Origin of the sequence: Legionella fairfieldensis ATCC 49588, assembly GCF_000621525.1 — a bacterium.
GTDB lineage: Bacteria > Pseudomonadota > Gammaproteobacteria > Legionellales > Legionellaceae > Tatlockia > Tatlockia fairfieldensis.
This window is the reverse complement of sequence record NZ_JHYC01000009.1, coordinates 12,392-29,772: the sequence shown is the minus strand read 5'-3', so window position 1 is coordinate 29,772 and position 17,381 is coordinate 12,392. Positions and strand designations below refer to the sequence as shown.

The window sequence follows — 17,381 nt, the reverse complement described above, 5'->3', positions numbered from 1 at the left end:
GGTAAACCAATTAAGAGGGGAATTACCATGAAATCATTCGTGCCCTGGTTTTGTCTGATTGCAGCGACAGGCAGCCAAATTGCGTATGCTGTTAACGGTTTGGATGCTTATCGCCAAGGTGATTATGCTTTGGCTGCAAAAACACTTATCAGTCAGTCAGATGATCCGGTAGCTGATTATTATTTAGGGCGGATGCGTTTATATGGTTATGGGCAATTAAAAAATAATACGATGGCGTTGCGATATTTCGAGCGGGCGGCTGAAAAGGGCGTGTTGCCGGCTCAACAATTGCTGGCTCGTTATAACCTCCTCGCAGAAAAAGACCCTGAAAAAGCATTATATTGGTTTAAAAAAGCAGCATCGGCGGGTGATTTACAAGCCCAAATGTATTGTGCCGCCGCTTATATGTTTGGTCTGGGGACTAAAAAAAATCCCGATATAGCCAGAAAATACTATGTGGATGCTGCCAAGAGTGGTAACGCGCTTGCCCAATATACATTGGGAAGTTATTTTTTGGAGAGTCGTGATCAGCGTAATAAAAAACTGGGGGCGGTTTGGTTATCTAAAGCGGCTGTCCAGGGCGATGTAAAGGCACAGGCACGGTTAGGTCAGATGTATGCCACTGGTACGGTAGTGGGCAAAGATATTCCCAAGGCTGTTGAGCTATTATCCAAGGCAGCCGCTCAGAATTCATCAGCCGCGATGATTGCTCTCGGAGAGCTGGCAATCAAACAAGATCAATGGGAAACAGGCATAGGTTGGTTAACTAAAGCGGTCACTGAACAGGATACACGAGCGGAACTGACGCTTGCTCATGAGTATCTGGATTCCAAATCAAAATATTATAATCCAAAGACAGCGTTTATGTGGATGCTTCAAGCGGCTCAAAAAGGATCAAAAGAAGCGCAACAGGCTTTGGCTCTTATGTATAAAGAAGGAAAAGGAGTTGCCGTTAACCAACAACTGGCTGATCAATGGTTGCAAAAAGCCAAGGAAACTGCCGTTCAAAAGGAATCTCAGTTGCCTGCAGAAATACAGGCCGCGCGTTGGTTAAGTAATGATAAGACGGATAATTTTACCACGGATACTTATAAATTGGGGGGTATTTATAGTGCGTGGCAGAACCCTCTGGCGTTAAAAGAAAATAATTATAATCAAGCTCCTCAGATGGAAATGGTAACGCGGGCAGAACTTTACCAGCCACAATTTAAAATGATGCAACCCAATGAAATTGCTATCAATGATTATTTTGATTTGATTGCGCCTATGTTGAATGCCGGTCACGCGGCCAAATGGACTTTTCCACGTTATCACCTCGATAAACAAATTGAAGCATTACAACAAAATGAATCGTTGGTGATGCGCCATAAACCCAGAGTGTCGATGACTGATGAGGGTAAACCTTATCCGGAAAAGGCAACTTCAAAGACTTTTAATTATGTGGAGGAAAAGAGCGGTGATTGGAAAAACCAGGCCAATTATCAAGCCATCCTCAGTCAATTATATGGTCAGGCAATTTTGGGGGATTCGGCTGCGCAATTTGAGCTGGGGCAACTTTATCAATATGGCGTTATTGTCGCTAAAAACTCGCAGCAAGCGGCTATTTATTATCAATTGGCTGCCGCGCAACAAGATATTCGTGCCGAATATAATCTGGGAATCCTTTATCTGGAAAATCAAACTAATCCTGATTATCAACAAGGGATGAATTGGTTAACGGATGCTGCATTTAAAGGAAATGCTTATGCACAATATGTCCTGGCCAATATTTACGATAAAGGATACACCGATGCGACTGGTGCTGTAGTGATTCAACCCGATAATCAGCGGGCAATGGCAATGTATTATCTGGCGTCATCGAATGGTTACGGTCCTGCCGAATATCGCCTGGCAGATTATCTGGTCAGGCAAAAGCAGGCTGGTTTAAGTGTGATGGCTAAACAAAACCGAGCCAATTTGATTAGACGCCTTTATCAAGGTGCTGTTAAACAAGGTGTTGCAGAAGCCCAATTACCATTAGCTTTTTATAATGCCATGGATAACGACCCTGAAAAACAAAAAGACGCGTTTGCTGTGGCGAAACAGCAGGCAAAATCGGGGAATGGTGAAGCTGCATTGTTGCTTGGTATGATGTTTGAGCGAGGTATTGCCACACCGGTGAATCAGGTGGAAGCCTTGTATTGGTATCAGCAAGCGCCTATGAATCCGGTTAATGCCTTTATTCTTGGTACTTATTATAGTCAGGGCACAGGACTCAGCAAGGATGTCGCAAAAGGGCGAGCCCTCTTACAACAGGCGGCTGATGCTGATTTTTCGTATGCTGATCTTAATCTGGCAATACTGAAACAGCAAAACGGCGAAGATTTTCTGCCTGAATTGAATAAAGCACGTGCCTTGGGGAACAGCAATGCTGGTTTGCTGCTTGCTGATTACTATCTGGCGCAGGCCAATGATCCGGAAAAGATGCAGCAGGCTCGTGATATTTATCAGTATTTTGCTGACAAAGGGGATAAAAACGCGCAGTTAAAACTTGCTTACCTTTATGATACGGGTCTGGGAGGACAACTGAACAGGGAATCGGCTGCAAAATGGTATAGTCTGGCAGCGGAACAGGGACAACCCGTTGCCCAATACTTGCTGGGTCAGCTTTATCAGCTTGGTCGAATTGGCAAACAACCTGATTATAACGAAGCTAAAAAATGGTATGCGGCGGCCGAATCCGTTTATCCAAAAGCAGCAGTCGCTTTGGGTTTTATCTATGATACTGTAGAAGATAATTACTTAAAGGCCATTGAAAGTTATCAATTAGCTGTGGCAAAAAATGATGAAGTGGCCGAGTTTGATCTGGCGCTTATTTATGATAACGGAAAAGGGGTTCCCGTCAATTATGATAAAGCAATGCAGCTTTACACCAAAGCCGCCAATCAAGGTTATAGTAAAGCGATGACCCAATTGGCAGACCTCTATTTCAATGGATTTGGTACTCAGCGAAATGAACAACACGCTTTGGAGTTGTATAGAAAAGCAGCGTCTTTGGGTGACGGTGATGCTTTATATCAGTTAGGTTTATTGTCAGAGACAGGGGTCGCGACCCCACTTGATTTGTCGAGCGCAATTAACTATTACTCTCAAGCTGCGGATAAAGGAAATGAAAAAGCGAAGCTTGCTCTGGCACGTATGTATCAATATGGATTGGGAGTAAAGCAGGATAATCAGGAAACAACGCGATTGTATACGGAGTTGGCTGCCAATAACAACGCCTATGCTCAGTATCAGCTGGCGTTAATTCAATTTAATAGTGATGCAACGGGTGGACATAAATCGGGTGAAGGTAAACGGCTGTTGCAACAAGCCAGCGTGAATGGCAATCTGCAGGCACGTAAAATGTTGCAATGGTTAGATGCTCAACAACAGGAACGAGTGAGTTTTATTGAACCGGTGGCTATTAAACAACTTCCTGTTCTGGCTGGCCAACCTGCCGCACTCATGTATTTTGATGCGTTAAATGAGTGGAATCGTGGAGATGAAGATTTATCTCGTAGAATTTTGAACCGGTTGATGAATCAGTTTCCTCATTATCTGCCGGCTAAACGAGCTTATGAGCAGTTAAATCAATCCAATAGCCCCTTTTCTATTGTTTATAATGATAAAGTATGAACGGGGATCGCACTATAGTGATCCCCTCAATAGTGATCCCCTCATTTTGAGGGGAATTACCTCTGCCTTCATAAAACAATCACCGCTCAATTATTTTGGCTAAAGGAGTGTGCTACTGGGTGTATGAGTTTTTGTTTGTAAAGAATGCCTGGCGCTAATATGTTTTTGGCGGCATTGATGTCCGCACAAAAGTAACTTATCCTGTTATTGCATAATTTATGAGCATAATTATTTTTTTATGATACACTTAGATAAATAATAGCAAGTGGATGGATAATGGATTATCGATGATTAAATTGTTAGCTCTTTCCGCCATTCTGTTTTCTTCCTGGTGTTTTGCCCAAGTACGTGAAATTGCCATTACTCTTGATGATTTGCCGCTTGTTGCCTCAAAAATGAATACTCCGGAGAATCAATTATTAGCCAGAAAGCGTTTTAATAACATCGTACAGGCGTTTACAAAATATCAGGTTCCAGTCACAGGCTTTGTGATAGCTGGGGCAATAGAACAAGGACAATGGGCGTTTCTTGAACAATTTCGCCAGGCAGGGTTTCTGCTCGGTAATCATACTTATTCCCACTATAATTTAAATCAAACGAATGCCAATGAATACATTGCTGATATAGATCGTGCTGATAAAATCCTTGCGCCAATCCTTACTGAACCTAAATATTTTCGTTATCCTTATCTTGCTGAGGGTGATGTTGCTACCAATCAAAAAGTCTGTGCTTATCTGAATGCCCATCATTACATTGTTGCCCCTGTAACGATTGATAGCAGGGATTATGATTTTAATGCCTTCCTGTATAAAATCCCGATTCCTTTAAGAGAAACGTCTGTTAGCGCTCTTAAATTATTTTATTTAAATCATATTTGGCAACAAACGTTACAGGCGGAAAAAAGAGCGGTAGAAGAAGGGCAAGGGACTCGACAAATATTATTACTTCATGCCAATCTTTTTAATAGTTATGTCTTGGAAGATGTTTTGGAAATGTACAAAAGAAAAGGGTATAAATTTATTAGCTTAACTGAAGCGCTAAAAAATCCCGCTCCTCCAATTACAGTGCCTACAGCTGAGGAAAAAAAGACAATGAAATTCACAAATACGCCCTCCTTTTGTAATTTTTATCCCTGATTGAAGGAGTAAGTTGTAAGTTTTATCTTTATTTGCAGAAAAATTCAAAATTTAAATGGTATGATATTAGCACAAATTAGGTATTACCAATTAGCAAGCATTCTCTTGTAGCTCTCGTCGCAATCAAGATGGTTAATTATAATACAGCGCTCTTCTTCACGCGCCCTAATAAAGAGAAATATTTAAATGAATAGTCAATTTTATCAAGATCTCTATGAAGCTGTTGCTTCTTCCAGCCAGGAAAAATTTCAGAAAATAATTAAAGACAATCAAAATGCTATCGAAAGCGATCCAAAAAACGGGGATGCCTATTATCGCTTAGGTGAAACTTATTATGCTCAACAATTATTTCTCGAAGCGTGTATTGCCTACGAAAAAGGTATTGAATTACATCCTAAAACAGCGAGCGGACGAGCTGCAGCCTATAATAAATTGGGTGAGGCTTATTATGCTCAAAAAAAGATACCAGAAGCCATAGAGGCTTTTGAAAAATGCCTTGATTTCTTTTTTGTATGGGGTTACGACAAGGCTTTTTTAAATCTTGGAATTGCCTACTCTGCTCAAAAGAAATTTTCGCTCGCTATTGAATGTTTTACGAGAGCCACCATAGCTTCTATTAGTAACCATTCTTACGATTTCATATTTCCTGATCTTTTTTCCGGCACACGTCATACTAACCTTCGTGAAGCTGATGCTCATTATTACCTGGCCGAAATATACTCTGCTCTAAATGAGACGAAAAAAGCTAATGCAGCTTACGAAGAAGCTATCAAATTAAATCCTGCTCATCGTTGCGCTCATTTTTACCGTGGTAATATCTGCTTCGCCCAAAATAATTTCCAGGAAGCTATTGAAGCTTACAAAAATGATATTGCATTAAATCCCGATCATGCCATTGGCTACAATAATTTAGGAGAAGCTTATTGTGCAGCTAATGAAATTCCACAAGCCATAAACGTTTTCGAAAAATCCTGTGAATTGAACCCCGAGAATAAGATCACTTATTACAATCTTGCCTTGCTTTATATACAACAAAAAGAATATAGGAAGGTCAACAAGTGTATGATTGAGTTTTTTCGTATGTCAGAGTTATGCGAGAGGTCCTATGAATTGACTCTTAAAAATCCGGTTATTCAGTTTTGTATGCGACAAAATACATACTTTAAAAATAAACCAGACTCAGAGGAATATTGGAAACATTTATCTCAAAAATGGTGTCGTGAAGATACAACCCGATATTTATCTTTATGTACTTATCTTTTGATTAATATGGAAAAAACTTGTAAATATAGTGCTTATATTAGTGAGATGGAAAACCCTGATGCATTACCTATAGAAGAATCAATATTCTATCTGGTTCAAGAAATGGGCTTGAATAATGCTTTTAATGAATTATCTGACAAGCCAGAAAAAAATTTGGAAGACATGACAGTTTTAGCTATTGCTGCAAACTATCTGGGTAAGTATAAACTTGCCAGAAATGTATGTTTCAGTTTATTAGAAAAAGCTCATCCAGATACTATTACGTATCGTTTTCGCGAAGATTTTTTACGTGTTTTAATTAACGAACAAATATGGAAAAACAATTCTTTTTCTATAAATCATATACAATATACTACCCCTGAAAAAAAACAACTAAGAGAACGCCTGATAAATTTGGTTTCAACTATAAAAGATAATGAATTAAAACAGATTATGCTTTGGCAATTATTGTTTCCTCAAACATTATTAGGATCTATTTTAAATTCATTTGAAGTGTCGTCTAATGAGCCACAATCATCTTCGGATAAGAAAAATATAGTGCTCGAATTGTCAAAAGAAGTTGCTCAATATGGATTAATGTTAGATAAAGGAAAGTGCGGAATAATTAGAATAGATAAAAATCCGCAATACATGTTGATTGATGATATACAACGATTGTTACCAAATAAATCGGGATATATTTTATTTCAAAAAGAACTATTTTATTTTGACGGTCGAGAAAATATTGTACTAGTCGATTTGGAACAGGATAAACTGGATCAGTTAGACGATTTATTCCCCAAAGATTTTGATATCTTAAAAAATGCATCAAAAGAAAATATTAAAACAATGACATTATTAACCGGCCGCACTCATAAAGGAATAAAACAATTATTACAAGAGCACAACTTATTACAGAGTTACATACAAAAAAATAGCCCTGATCTCTATGAAAAACTGATTGCACAAAAGATTATTAGAGATTTATCTGCTCATACCTCAAGCCTTTCACAAACAATAGCAAGTGTAACTCAAATGAGTTTATTTTCACCCGGCAGTAAATACAAAGAAATATCATTGAATCTTGAACAGGATACTGTTGCAAAAACAGGGGGCGATCAAGTTAATTTTGGATAGGTTATTGGTCTAAAAAAAGAACGAATAACTAATCAATGACCAGCCTCGTGCCTTACAGGAGTATCAAAAATTTAAACGTGCCAGGTACAAGATTGCCCACACACATTTTATAGAAAAATGAAAAGAAGTCGTCTTGACTTTTATTCCTGGAGCGAATGTGAAGACGCTAATTGAATTTGTTTTTTAGTTCATTTAGCCCTTCAAAAGAACCAATTTCATAGAACCGTTCAAATACTTCATAACCTGTTAATTCATTGCGAAAGGACAAATCCTGATACAGACTGGCTAAATCAAACGATTCACCGGGATAATTCCTTACAGCAGAGGCTGACAGGATACTTAATCCATAATCAATGTATTCCAAGTCATGTCCTGGTTGATGTTTGTTATATTCAATAACAAGATTTTTATCCAGACGTACATTACTCTTATCCCATTGATTTTTATTTTTAAAAACAGTCATTAATGCCTGTTTGCTGTTTGCATGAAAAATTTTTTCCACGGCTGAAAAATCAATAGGAAGATAAGAATCACCATAGAGCACAAAAAAAGCATCGCCAAGCAAAGGGAGTGCTTGTTTTAAAGCGCCGCCAGTGCCTCGCAGGTGAGGCCCATCCCAAGAATAGCGTACTGTTAAATCATAGGCAGAGCCGTTGCCAATAATGGATTCAATTTGTTCACCGAGGTGACCCAGACAAAGCACTACCTGAGATATTCCCTGTTGTCCAAGATAACGAAGCTGGTGAGCGATGAAATAGTCTCCCGCTACCTTTACAAGAGACTTGGGGATTTGTCGAGTCAGGGGATATAATCGTGTTGCTAACCCTCCTGCTAAAATAACAACGGGCAAACTCATAGCGGCTCCTCTGGCATTAGCGTGTTAATGGCAATTTGCACCTGACAAAATATAATGATATCAATTAAAACTTTGTAGTTCATGACAAAGCAGGTTATTAATGAACAATAAGCATACGGCAAATTCACCTTCTCGTCTTGCAGTGATTGGTGCAGGTCCTTCAGGTTTGGCGGTCAGTCTTTTTTTAAATAACAAACCGGAGGTACTGGAAAGCAAATCTCATGTAGGTGGCCATGCTTCTTCCTTTGTTATTAATGGGTTTACTTTTGATTACGGGCCTCACATCCTTTTTTCCCGTGACAAGGCTATTCTCGATTTTATCTTGGCTACTTTGGGTGATAATGTTGCATGCTGTCGACGCAACAATAAAATTTCCTATAAGAACCGCATGATTAATTATCCGTTTGAAAATGACTTAAAATCGCTTGCACTCGACGATAACTATGATTGTATTCGTCATTTTCTATTTAATCCTTACAAAGAAAAATATACCAATCCCGCTAACATGAAAGAATGGTTTTTAAAAACGTTTGGAGAAGGAATTTGCTCACGGTATTTGTTTCCCTACAATGAAAAAGTATGGAATATTCCGGTGGAGCGGCTTTCCATGTCGATGGCAGATCGTATCCCTACGCCGGTTCCTGAAGATATTTTGAAGTCGTCATTGGGGTATACCACCGAAGGTTATTTGCATCAGCTCTACTATCATTATCCAAAAACAGGAGGCTATCAGGCGATTTGTGAAGCATGGAAAAATCCAACGACTATTAACTACCAGTTCACTGTCGATAAAATCCGGCGGGTTAATGGCAGGATACAATTGTTTGATAGTCAGGGTAACAGAAAGGAATATGAACAAGTGATTAGCACCATGCCACTGCACGCATTGATTCAGAAAATGGAGGAACCTGTTCCTGATGAAATTAAGGCTGCTGCGGAAAAATTAATTGTTAATCCGATGATAATCCTGTCTTTTGGTATCCGAGGAGTAGATACAACCCAGTATACTGCTGTTTATTTTCCTGAAGAGGAATTCCGGGTGAATCGAATCAGTTATCCTTGTACTTTTTCCGCAGCTAACGGCCCTCAAGGTCATTGGAGTTTACAGGCAGAAATTACCTGTGCTAAAAATTCGGAAATCTGGTACAAATCGGATGCAGAGATTTTGACTCATACAAAGCATCATTTACAGATACGTCAATTATTACCCGCTGATGAGTTTATTGTCTGCGAAAAAGTGGATCGAGTAGAGCAATCTTATGTAGTGTATGACGTAGGTTATGAAGAAAATGCCCAATTGATAAGAAAATGGTTTGCGTCTCTGGGTATTCATTTGCTCGGTCGTTTTAGCTATTTTGAATATATTAATGTCGATATGGCAGTGGCCAGCGCTATCAGGCTTGCAGCCGCATTGAATGGCGATCCAATCAATTCGCTTCACACCAAATCCCGTTATTTAAAACAAGCGTTAGCCAGAATACGTCAATCCCCGAATAAAGAATTAAAAAAATTACAAATGGAGAACCATGAATGATTTTTCCTGTGGACTCTCAAGGAGAGTTAATTACTATTGCCATGATTACCCGAAATGAAGAAAATGCGGTAGCAAAGGTCATTAACGATATCAAGACAATTGTTCCGGCAGCGGAAATTCTTATTGTTGATTCAAGCCAGGACAAGACAGCGCTTATTGCTGCACAACAGGGAGCGCGAGTCATTTCCCAGTTCCCGCCCCGCGGCTATGGTCCTGCAATGGAGCGGGCGCTTCGAGAAGCGACTCGTGATGTCATTATTACCCTGGACTGTGATAATACTTACCCCGCCGAACGAATTCCCGAGCTTGCTTCGCTCATTCTGAATAAGGGGTATGATTTAGTTGACGCATCCCGTCTGAAAAAAAAGCCTGAAGCAATGCCCTGGCTGAATTATATGGCCAATATCTCGTTTGCCTGGTTGGCAAGTATATTATTTTTTAAACGAATTACTGATCTTCATAGCGGAATGCGTGCTTATCGTAAAAGTATGCTTGATGCGTTGCAATTTGAAGCAAACGGCGCTGCATTACCGGTAGAGCTGCTTTTAAAGCCCTTGATTTTTGGCTATAAGGTTCATACGGTATTTATTGATTATCGAGAAAGAATAGGGGAGAGTAAATTGGAAAGTTGGGATAGTTTATGGTGGACTATAAAAAGAATTGTAAAAATGCGGTTGCATTTTTCATGACAGACGTTAACCTCTTAAAACCTCCTTTACAATGAATGGCAAAAATATTTATAGTTAGTTGACCTCTTCGCGGGAATTAACTGTTTGATTTTAAATGGTTGTTTAAAAGGAAAACAATGAGTTATATCCAACAATATTTGAACGAAACAAAAGAAATTCTTAATCAGGTAGATGTTAATGCAATTGGGAAAATGGTCAATCTTCTTTGTGAGCTTCGGGAAAAAAAAGGACGTCTGTTTTTCTTGGGCGTTGGCGGTAGCGCGGCTAACTGTTCTCATGCGGTCAATGATTTTCGTAAAATAGCCGGTATTGAATCGTATGCGCCAACGGATAATGTTGCTGAGCTTACAGCGCGTACCAATGATGATGGCTGGATAACCACGTTTGTTGAATGGTTGAAAATATCCAGACTTTCTGCCAATGATGCAGTTTTTATCCTTTCAGTGGGTGGAGGGCATCCCGGTAACAACATTAGTCCCAATTTGGTTACCGCACTACAGTATGCAAAAAAAGTAGAGGCGAAAATAACAGGGATTGTGGGACGGGATGGAGGGTATACAGGACAAATAGCTGATGTATGTCTTATTGTGCCGACAGTGAATGTTGAAACAATAACACCTCATACAGAAGCCTTGCAGGCTGTTATCTGGCATTTGCTGGTATCGCACCCGTTGTTAAAAATAAATCCCAGGAACCGTCAGGAAGAATGTACTCAGGAAATGTATGAATGAAAAAATTGAACAGTTGAAAGTAAAAGTATTTTTTGATAGTGCGGATAAGGCCGAGTTATTGGAAATACGTCATAATCCCTGGATTAAAGGAATAACGACAAACCCTACCCTTATGCGTAAAGAAGGCGTGGTTGATTTTTCAGCTTTTGCCAGGGAAATTCTTGCTTTTATACCCGATAAGCCTGTTTCGTTTGGGGTATTTTCTGATGATTTCGCCGAAATGGAACAACAAGCGTTGCGGATCGCTGCTTTCGGCGAGCACGTGTATGTAAAAATTCCAATTACGAATACTCGTGGTGAACCCTCTTTTCCACTGATTAAAAAATTAGTGGCACAAAATATTAAATTAAATATTACTGCCGTCATGACATTGGAACAGGTGCGCGCGGTTAGTCTGGCGCTTTCACCTGTGGTACCAAGTTATGTGTCGGTATTTGCCGGACGCATTGCGGACACAGGACAAGACCCGCTCCCTCTCATGCAAGCAGCGCTTGACATGATTAAAATTAACCCGTTATCGGAATTAATCTGGGCCAGTCCACGTGAATTATTTAATATCTTTCAGGCTGATTCCATTGGTTGTCATATTATTACGGTAACGAAAGATATTCTGAAAAAGCGGGTTCTCGTTGGGTATGATTTGGAGGATTATTCGCTTGAAACTGTTAAAATGTTTCACAATGATGCAATGGCGGCCGGGTTTAAGTTAGCGTTTCAGGAGTAACCATGATTATTGCACGTAGTCCCTTGCGAATCACTCTGGGTGGAGGGGGGACTGATTTACCCTCTTATTATCGCCAGCATGAAGGGTTTTTAATCGCTGCTGCCATTAGTAAATATGTGTATGTAACTGTCATGAAGCCTTTTATCAAGCGTATTTATCTTAAATATTCCGAACTGGAACATGTCAACTCAGTGGATGAAATAAAACATAAAATTATACGAGAGGTTTTACGTCTACCCAATTTATATACTGATCAAATTGAAATCAGCTCGTTCGCCGATATTCCGGCAGGGACAGGGTTAGGCTCCTCTGGCAGTTTTACCACGGCATTACTGGGCGCTCTGCACACGCATAATCATCAGCTCATTTCTTCTCAGGAACTCGCTGAGTTAGCCTGTCATATCGAAATAGAGCGTCTGGGTGAACCCGTGGGTAAGCAAGATCAATATATTGCTGCTTATGGAGGATTAACCTGTTTTACCTTTCATAAAAATGATCAGGTTTCTGCGACTTCTCTTACTATTTCTCAAGATATGCTTTTTGATTTGGAGGATAATCTTTTATTATTTTTTACAGGTTATTCACGAAGCGCTGCAAGTATATTGAGCGATCAAAACAGCAGAACTCAACAGCACGATGAAAAAATGCTCCAAAATTTACATTTTGTTAAAGCGTTAGGTTATCGGATAAAAGAATCTCTGGAACAGGATGATGCTATTTCTTTTGGCGAACTGATGCATGAACATTGGGAATACAAAAAGGAGCGTTCAATGGGCATCAGTAATCATGATATTAATGAATGGTACAATCTTGCAATGAAAAATGGAGCGGTTGGTGGAAAACTGGTCGGTGCGGGAGGAGGTGGTTTTTTAATGTTTTACGCGGCTGATCGTAATAAACTGCGTCACACGATGCGTAAAACAGGTTTGGAAGAGGTGCGTTTTAGTTTTGATTTTGAAGGAACAAAGCTGGTGCATTCCTGATTAAAGGGGTAGTGGATGAGAGGAAAGGCTTTTTTTCAGTGGTCGGTTAGTTTGTATGTTATTTTGGTCTATGCATTTTATCCCACTTTTCATCTTTCCTTTAATCAAGGGCCAGAAACGTTGTATCAATACTTGACTCAAAGTTTTCTAGCGGGCCATTTGAGTTTATTAGAAGCGCCTCTGAAAGAATTGCTTAATTTGGCCAATCCTTACGATCCTGCGCAAAATATTAATTTTAGGATTTATGACGCTTCTCTCTATCAAGGAAAATATTACCTTTATTTTGGGCCACTGCCTGTACTGGTTTTCTTTCTTCCCCTTAAATGGCTGACAGGACTTTATCCGACAGACAGTTTTGCGGTGTTCTTTTTTTTGACAATCGCTTTCCTGGTTAATTTTCACCTTCTTATAAAGATAAGGAATAAATACTTCTCTCCCTTTACAGAATTACAACTTATCCTGACAGGTTTTCTTCTGGGTTTTGCGACTAATGCCCCTCTTTTGTTGTCCATACCTCGAGTGTATGAAGTAGCCATTTCTTCTGCGTTTTGCTGTATGAGTATTGCGCTTTTTTTTCTTTATGAATTTTTTGATAAACACTATCAAACCAGACATGTTTTTTTATTGAGTCTTTTTTTATCCCTGTCTGTCGCCGGCAGACCCCATTTTGCACTTGTTTGCTTGATTTTTTTTCCTGTTTTCCTTATTTTTCTGATGAAACATGTACCTAAAAATCGATTATTCGCGTTGATAAGTGCTTTATTGTTACCCTCCATAGGTATTGGCATACTATTAGCCCTTTATAATTACCTTCGATTTGATTCGATCTGGGATTTTGGTCATATTTGGCAATTATCATGTAATAATATTCAGGCGTTGCACACTGAGATGGCGGATTTATCCAAAATCCCTCGTAATATTCTATTTGGTTTTTATTATTATTTTCTTCAGCCTTATGTTGTCAATTCTCACTTGCCTTATTTAAGTCTTCGTTTGCATCCCTGTTGGTATCAGGTTGATAATGATTACACGGTGGAGGGCGTTGCGGGGGTGTTAACTACCACGCCTTTTATAATACTCATTTTAATCTTGCCCAAACTTATCAGCATTTATTTTAAAGAAAGAATAACTGAAATTCCGCTTCTTTGGTTTTTATTATTCACTCTGTTGATTCCCACCATTAATGCTGTATTTCTTATGACACTGCCTTTTGCCATTCAGCGCTACGAAGTCGATTTTATTCCTTATTTGGTAATGCTTTCCATTCTTACCTTGTGGCTGTTTGAGGGCCACTGGAAGACGTCAAACTGGTATAAATTAACCAACGTAGTTTTTAATTGCACGGCAGTTATCAGTATTTTTGTAGGATTGGGTTTGGGTCTGGCTTATTGGATATTATTGTAATTGAACTGATTACAGGTAAATGTTCATTATCCCTGTTTAGAGCGCTACTTTGCCGAGAGATTCAAGCCTATTTTTGGCCACCGCGCTTTTCTCTCTTCTATCATGGCCAGAAGCGAACTTTTTATAGCTTGTCTGGAAGTGTGCTGGCAGGTCCAGCCAAGGGAGCGAATTTTGTCGGTATTAAGACGTACCAGAGGAACGTCACCCTTCCAGCCCCTGTTGCCTCCACTAAAATTAAAACGGATATTTTGTGTTATGTTCATGCACTCCAGGGTAAGATGGGCAATATCCAGCACACTAATATAATCCCCTGTTGCTACATTATAAACCTCATAGGGAACTTTTAATTGATTATTCGCCAGGAGAACTGCAGAAACCACGTCATTGATGTGAATATAGGATTTGCTCTGAGAGCCATCACCCAGAATGTCGAGTCGGGTCGGATCCTGAATTAACTTGTTAATAAAATCATACCCTACGCCATGTGTTTGACGCGGGCCGACTATGTTTGCCAAACGGAAAACACAAGCAGTGAGACCGAACATATGACAATAGCTGGAAATAAAAGCCTCACTGGCAAGTTTACTGGCGCCATAAGTCGAAATGGGATGCATATTCCCCTGATGTTCGCAGCTTTCGATGCCGACTTCGCCATACACACCGCTGCCCGATGTGTAGAGAATCCTTTTAACCTGAGCTAAACGAGCCGCTTCCAAAACCCGATAAGTTAAATACATCCCTTCAGTAAAATCAATGCCAGGTTCAATGGCAGCACGAGCAATATCAGGATTGGCAGCAAAATGCATCACCAGCTCATGATGCTTCATCGCTTCATTCAACGTTTTTTCCTCTTTGATATCCCCTTTAATGACTGAAAAACGTGGATCAGCGAGGTGAGATTGGTAGTGCCATTCTTTTCCAGAAGAAAAATTATCATAAACGGTGACTTTTTCGGTAGTTTTTTGACTTAATAAGGCATCGATAAAATGCGATCCTGCAAATCCTGCGCCCCCCGCAAGAAAATAAGTTTTAAAAGTCATCAGGCTCCCTTATGTTTTTATATACAAGCTATCTTTTACCCTTAAATCTGATGATATGGCAATAATTTTTTTAATTCAGATTATAAATGATTCTACCTCTGAAATGAAAATCTCTGCTAACATAAATTTTTATTTTCCACACCAATAAACTAAATGAGCTATTTTTTTCTTGAACATCTGCTTGAAGAGGCAATGAAAAACCGGGAAATTGTCAGCTTTAATTACAAGGGTTATTCACGCAGGGTTCAACCTTACCATTATGGATATTTAAATACGCTTATACAGCTTCACTGTTATCAAATAAGTAATGGCAGCAAGATAGGTTTTCTTCCCGAGTGGAGAAATTTTAAGCTGGAGTATATTAAGGATCTTAAGATCGAAAAAGGTACCCGGTTTCAATTGAGGAAAGATTATAATCCTTCCAATTCGAACTATACTAAAATAATAAAATCAATCTGGTTGAGGGTTTTTTAAGGGAAAATGGAGAGCTACTTAATCACGACAAAGCGGCTTGGTTTACGATTGATTAGGCAAGATGATCTCACTTATCTTGAAACAGTCGATAAGGATCCTCTTGTAAAAGAATTTTTCCCCGAGGGGACATTAAGTCGGCAAGAAATTAAAGACTTTATCCGGCGATGTATTGTAAGTAATAAGACAGAATCCCTACCTTGTCTGGTTATTTTTAAACTTGAAACGAATGAGTTTGTGGGAGAGGCTTATTTTGATCAGCTTGAGACCGGTGAAATTAAAGTCGGTTATTTATTCCATAAAAAGCACTGGAATAAAGGTTATGCTACGGAAGTATTAAACGCATTACTCGCTTGGGCAAAGAACAATATTGATACGGATTATATTATTGCTTATGCCGACAAAGAAAATCAGGCGTCTTTTCGAGTTATGGAAAAATGTGGTATGAAACCCTATAAAGAAGGATTGTATTTGGGAATGAAATGTCAATTTTATCGTATTAAAAACAACTGATTCATTTAATTAATACTGGTTTGGGTTGACGCAGAAAAAATGAATTATATTTTTAAGTGTATTTTCACAAATAATAAGTTGTTCTTTACTTATAAATTCATCAGGCTGATGCGCTTGCTGAATGTTCCCTGGACCACAAATAAGAGTAGGAATACCTGCTTCCTGAAAACTGCCTGCTTCGGTAGAATAAGACACTTTCAAGCGCTCTTTTACACCAGTAACAGTGCGTACTAATCGTGTGAGAGGCGCGTCTTCTGACGCGTTGAATGCGGGAGCGTCTGAAATTTGTTTTAAATAAACGGTTGCTTCCGGGTAGTTTTTTCTCATTTCAGGCACTAACTTTTCATTGATGTAATTTTCAAGCTGACTATGCAGATTTTCAATAAGGAATTGAGGCGGATAACGAATTTCAAATAAAAACTCACAGGTACCCGGGATAATATTAGAGGCTGTTCCGCCACTTATAATGTTGGTAGAAATAGTTGTAAACGGAAAATCAAAGTCATTATCAAAAGGGCCATTTTTTTTTAAGTGATTGGCTAACTTATTGATATAATTAATGAGCTGACTGGCATATTCAATAGCATTACAGCCTTGGGCTGTGAGCGAAGAGTGTGCTGACCATCCCTGAATTTGACAATGATAGACTCGTCTTGATTTTTCGCCAACGACAGGTCGCATACTTGAAGGTTCACCAATAATACAGGCTTCGGGCTGTATATTTTGTTGCTGTAAATACTTCACTAAAAAATCAACACCGATACAGCCTGTTTCTTCATCATAAGTAAACGAAAAATGAATCGGTCTGTGGAGTGGTAATTGTTTAAACTGGGGAATGAGAGCCAGCATAACCGCAATAAATCCTTTCATATCACAGGCTCCACGACCATAAATTTTGCCATTTCGTTCGACAGCTTTAAAAGGATCGGTGTGCCATAGCTGACCTGCTACAGGCACAACATCCGTGTGGCCAGACAGTATAATTCCTCCTTGGGTTTTACCATTTTTTGCAGGAATCGTGGCCAGTAAATTTGCTTTTGATGTATCGGAGCCATAGATAATATGTGAATCAATATGATATTGTTTAAACCAGATATCAATTGCTTCAATTAATGGGATATTCGAATTACTAGAAACGGTAGGAAAGCTGATAAGTTTGGCAAGCCATTGAATTGTGTCCATTTCCTTCAATGAAATCCTCTGCAAATTGCATTATTAAAAAATAAGCGAATATCTATCGATTGAAGATATCCGCTGGTAAGAG

The 17,381-nt window shown here is 39.2% G+C and carries 13 protein-coding genes; 10 read left to right on the top strand and 3 right to left on the bottom strand.

Annotated elements, in window-relative coordinates; all coding sequences use genetic code 11:
* The first annotated feature begins 27 nt into the window (after positions 1–27).
* From T345_RS0103150 to T345_RS0103140, 3 genes are all read left to right on the top strand, one after another.
* Entirely contained in the window at positions 28–3,657 is a 3,630-nt protein-coding gene (locus tag T345_RS0103150; protein ID WP_028388068.1) for a tetratricopeptide repeat protein, read from the top strand.
* Positions 3,658–3,944: 287 nt separating this feature from the next.
* A complete protein-coding gene (locus T345_RS13415; RefSeq protein WP_051555109.1) occupies positions 3,945–4,793 on the top strand; it encodes a polysaccharide deacetylase family protein in 849 nt (282 codons plus the stop codon).
* A gap of 186 nt (positions 4,794–4,979) precedes the next feature.
* Positions 4,980–7,172, top strand: a complete 2,193-nt coding sequence (locus T345_RS0103140) for a tetratricopeptide repeat protein (RefSeq protein WP_028388067.1) — start codon at positions 4,980–4,982, stop codon at positions 7,170–7,172.
* 166 nt (positions 7,173–7,338) lie between these two features.
* On the opposite strand, the gene T345_RS0103135 is transcribed toward T345_RS0103140, so the two are convergent.
* Positions 7,339–8,028 carry a sugar phosphate nucleotidyltransferase gene (locus T345_RS0103135; protein WP_028388066.1) on the bottom strand — a complete coding sequence of 230 codons (690 nt, stop codon included), beginning with the start codon at positions 8,026–8,028 and terminating at the stop codon, positions 7,339–7,341.
* A 100-nt stretch (positions 8,029–8,128) separates the two neighbouring features.
* Between T345_RS0103135 and T345_RS0103130 the strand changes: the two genes are divergently transcribed.
* From T345_RS0103130 to T345_RS0103105, 6 genes are all read left to right on the top strand, one after another.
* A complete protein-coding gene (locus tag T345_RS0103130; protein WP_028388065.1) occupies positions 8,129–9,562 on the top strand; it encodes a protoporphyrinogen/coproporphyrinogen oxidase in 1,434 nt (477 codons plus the stop codon).
* Positions 9,559–10,251: a glycosyltransferase family 2 protein gene (locus T345_RS0103125; RefSeq protein ID WP_028388064.1), complete on the top strand. Its 693-nt coding sequence runs from the start codon at positions 9,559–9,561 to the stop codon at positions 10,249–10,251. Before T345_RS0103130 ends, T345_RS0103125 begins: the two co-directional genes overlap by 4 nt.
* A gap of 116 nt (positions 10,252–10,367) precedes the next feature.
* Positions 10,368–10,982 (top strand): SIS domain-containing protein, encoded by a 615-nt coding sequence (locus tag T345_RS0103120; RefSeq protein ID WP_028388063.1) that lies wholly within the window; start codon positions 10,368–10,370, stop codon positions 10,980–10,982.
* Complete coding sequence (locus T345_RS0103115) at positions 10,975–11,706, top strand: transaldolase (protein WP_028388062.1); 732 nt, start codon at positions 10,975–10,977, stop codon at positions 11,704–11,706. Before T345_RS0103120 ends, T345_RS0103115 begins: the two co-directional genes overlap by 8 nt.
* A gap of 2 nt (positions 11,707–11,708) precedes the next feature.
* Positions 11,709–12,689, top strand: a complete 981-nt coding sequence (locus tag T345_RS0103110; protein WP_028388061.1) for a GHMP family kinase ATP-binding protein — start codon at positions 11,709–11,711, stop codon at positions 12,687–12,689.
* A gap of 15 nt (positions 12,690–12,704) precedes the next feature.
* Entirely contained in the window at positions 12,705–14,093 is a 1,389-nt protein-coding gene (locus T345_RS0103105) for a hypothetical protein (RefSeq protein ID WP_028388060.1), read from the top strand.
* A 44-nt stretch (positions 14,094–14,137) separates the two neighbouring features.
* Here T345_RS0103105 and T345_RS13410 read toward each other — a convergent pair whose 3' ends face one another.
* Positions 14,138–15,133 (bottom strand): NAD-dependent epimerase/dehydratase family protein, encoded by a 996-nt coding sequence (locus T345_RS13410; protein ID WP_035918053.1) that lies wholly within the window; start codon positions 15,131–15,133, stop codon positions 14,138–14,140.
* 480 nt (positions 15,134–15,613) lie between these two features.
* Here T345_RS13410 and T345_RS0103090 point away from each other — a divergent pair, with 480 nt between their 5' ends.
* Positions 15,614–16,117 (top strand): GNAT family N-acetyltransferase, encoded by a 504-nt coding sequence (locus T345_RS0103090; protein ID WP_028388058.1) that lies wholly within the window; start codon positions 15,614–15,616, stop codon positions 16,115–16,117.
* A 9-nt stretch (positions 16,118–16,126) separates the two neighbouring features.
* Here the strand turns inward: T345_RS0103090 and argE are convergent, their stop codons facing one another.
* Positions 16,127–17,299, bottom strand: coding sequence for an acetylornithine deacetylase (argE, locus tag T345_RS0103085; protein WP_028388057.1), 1,173 nt, complete (start codon positions 17,297–17,299; stop codon positions 16,127–16,129).
* Positions 17,300–17,381 lie beyond the last annotated feature (82 nt).

Coding starts and splice junctions, on each gene's coding strand:
- T345_RS0103150 (WP_028388068.1), top strand. CDS start 28: ATGAAATCATTCGTGCCCTGGTTTTGTCTGATTGCAGCGACAGGCAGC.
- T345_RS13415 (WP_051555109.1), top strand. CDS start 3,945: ATGATTAAATTGTTAGCTCTTTCCGCCATTCTGTTTTCTTCCTGGTGT.
- T345_RS0103140 (WP_028388067.1), top strand. CDS start 4,980: ATGAATAGTCAATTTTATCAAGATCTCTATGAAGCTGTTGCTTCTTCC.
- T345_RS0103135 (WP_028388066.1), bottom strand. CDS start 8,028: ATGAGTTTGCCCGTTGTTATTTTAGCAGGAGGGTTAGCAACACGATTA.
- T345_RS0103130 (WP_028388065.1), top strand. CDS start 8,129: ATGAACAATAAGCATACGGCAAATTCACCTTCTCGTCTTGCAGTGATT.
- T345_RS0103125 (WP_028388064.1), top strand. CDS start 9,559: ATGATTTTTCCTGTGGACTCTCAAGGAGAGTTAATTACTATTGCCATG.
- T345_RS0103120 (WP_028388063.1), top strand. CDS start 10,368: ATGAGTTATATCCAACAATATTTGAACGAAACAAAAGAAATTCTTAAT.
- T345_RS0103115 (WP_028388062.1), top strand. CDS start 10,975: ATGAATGAAAAAATTGAACAGTTGAAAGTAAAAGTATTTTTTGATAGT.
- T345_RS0103110 (WP_028388061.1), top strand. CDS start 11,709: ATGATTATTGCACGTAGTCCCTTGCGAATCACTCTGGGTGGAGGGGGG.
- T345_RS0103105 (WP_028388060.1), top strand. CDS start 12,705: ATGAGAGGAAAGGCTTTTTTTCAGTGGTCGGTTAGTTTGTATGTTATT.
- T345_RS13410 (WP_035918053.1), bottom strand. CDS start 15,133: ATGACTTTTAAAACTTATTTTCTTGCGGGGGGCGCAGGATTTGCAGGA.
- T345_RS0103090 (WP_028388058.1), top strand. CDS start 15,614: ATGGAGAGCTACTTAATCACGACAAAGCGGCTTGGTTTACGATTGATT.
- argE (WP_028388057.1), bottom strand. CDS start 17,299: ATGGACACAATTCAATGGCTTGCCAAACTTATCAGCTTTCCTACCGTT.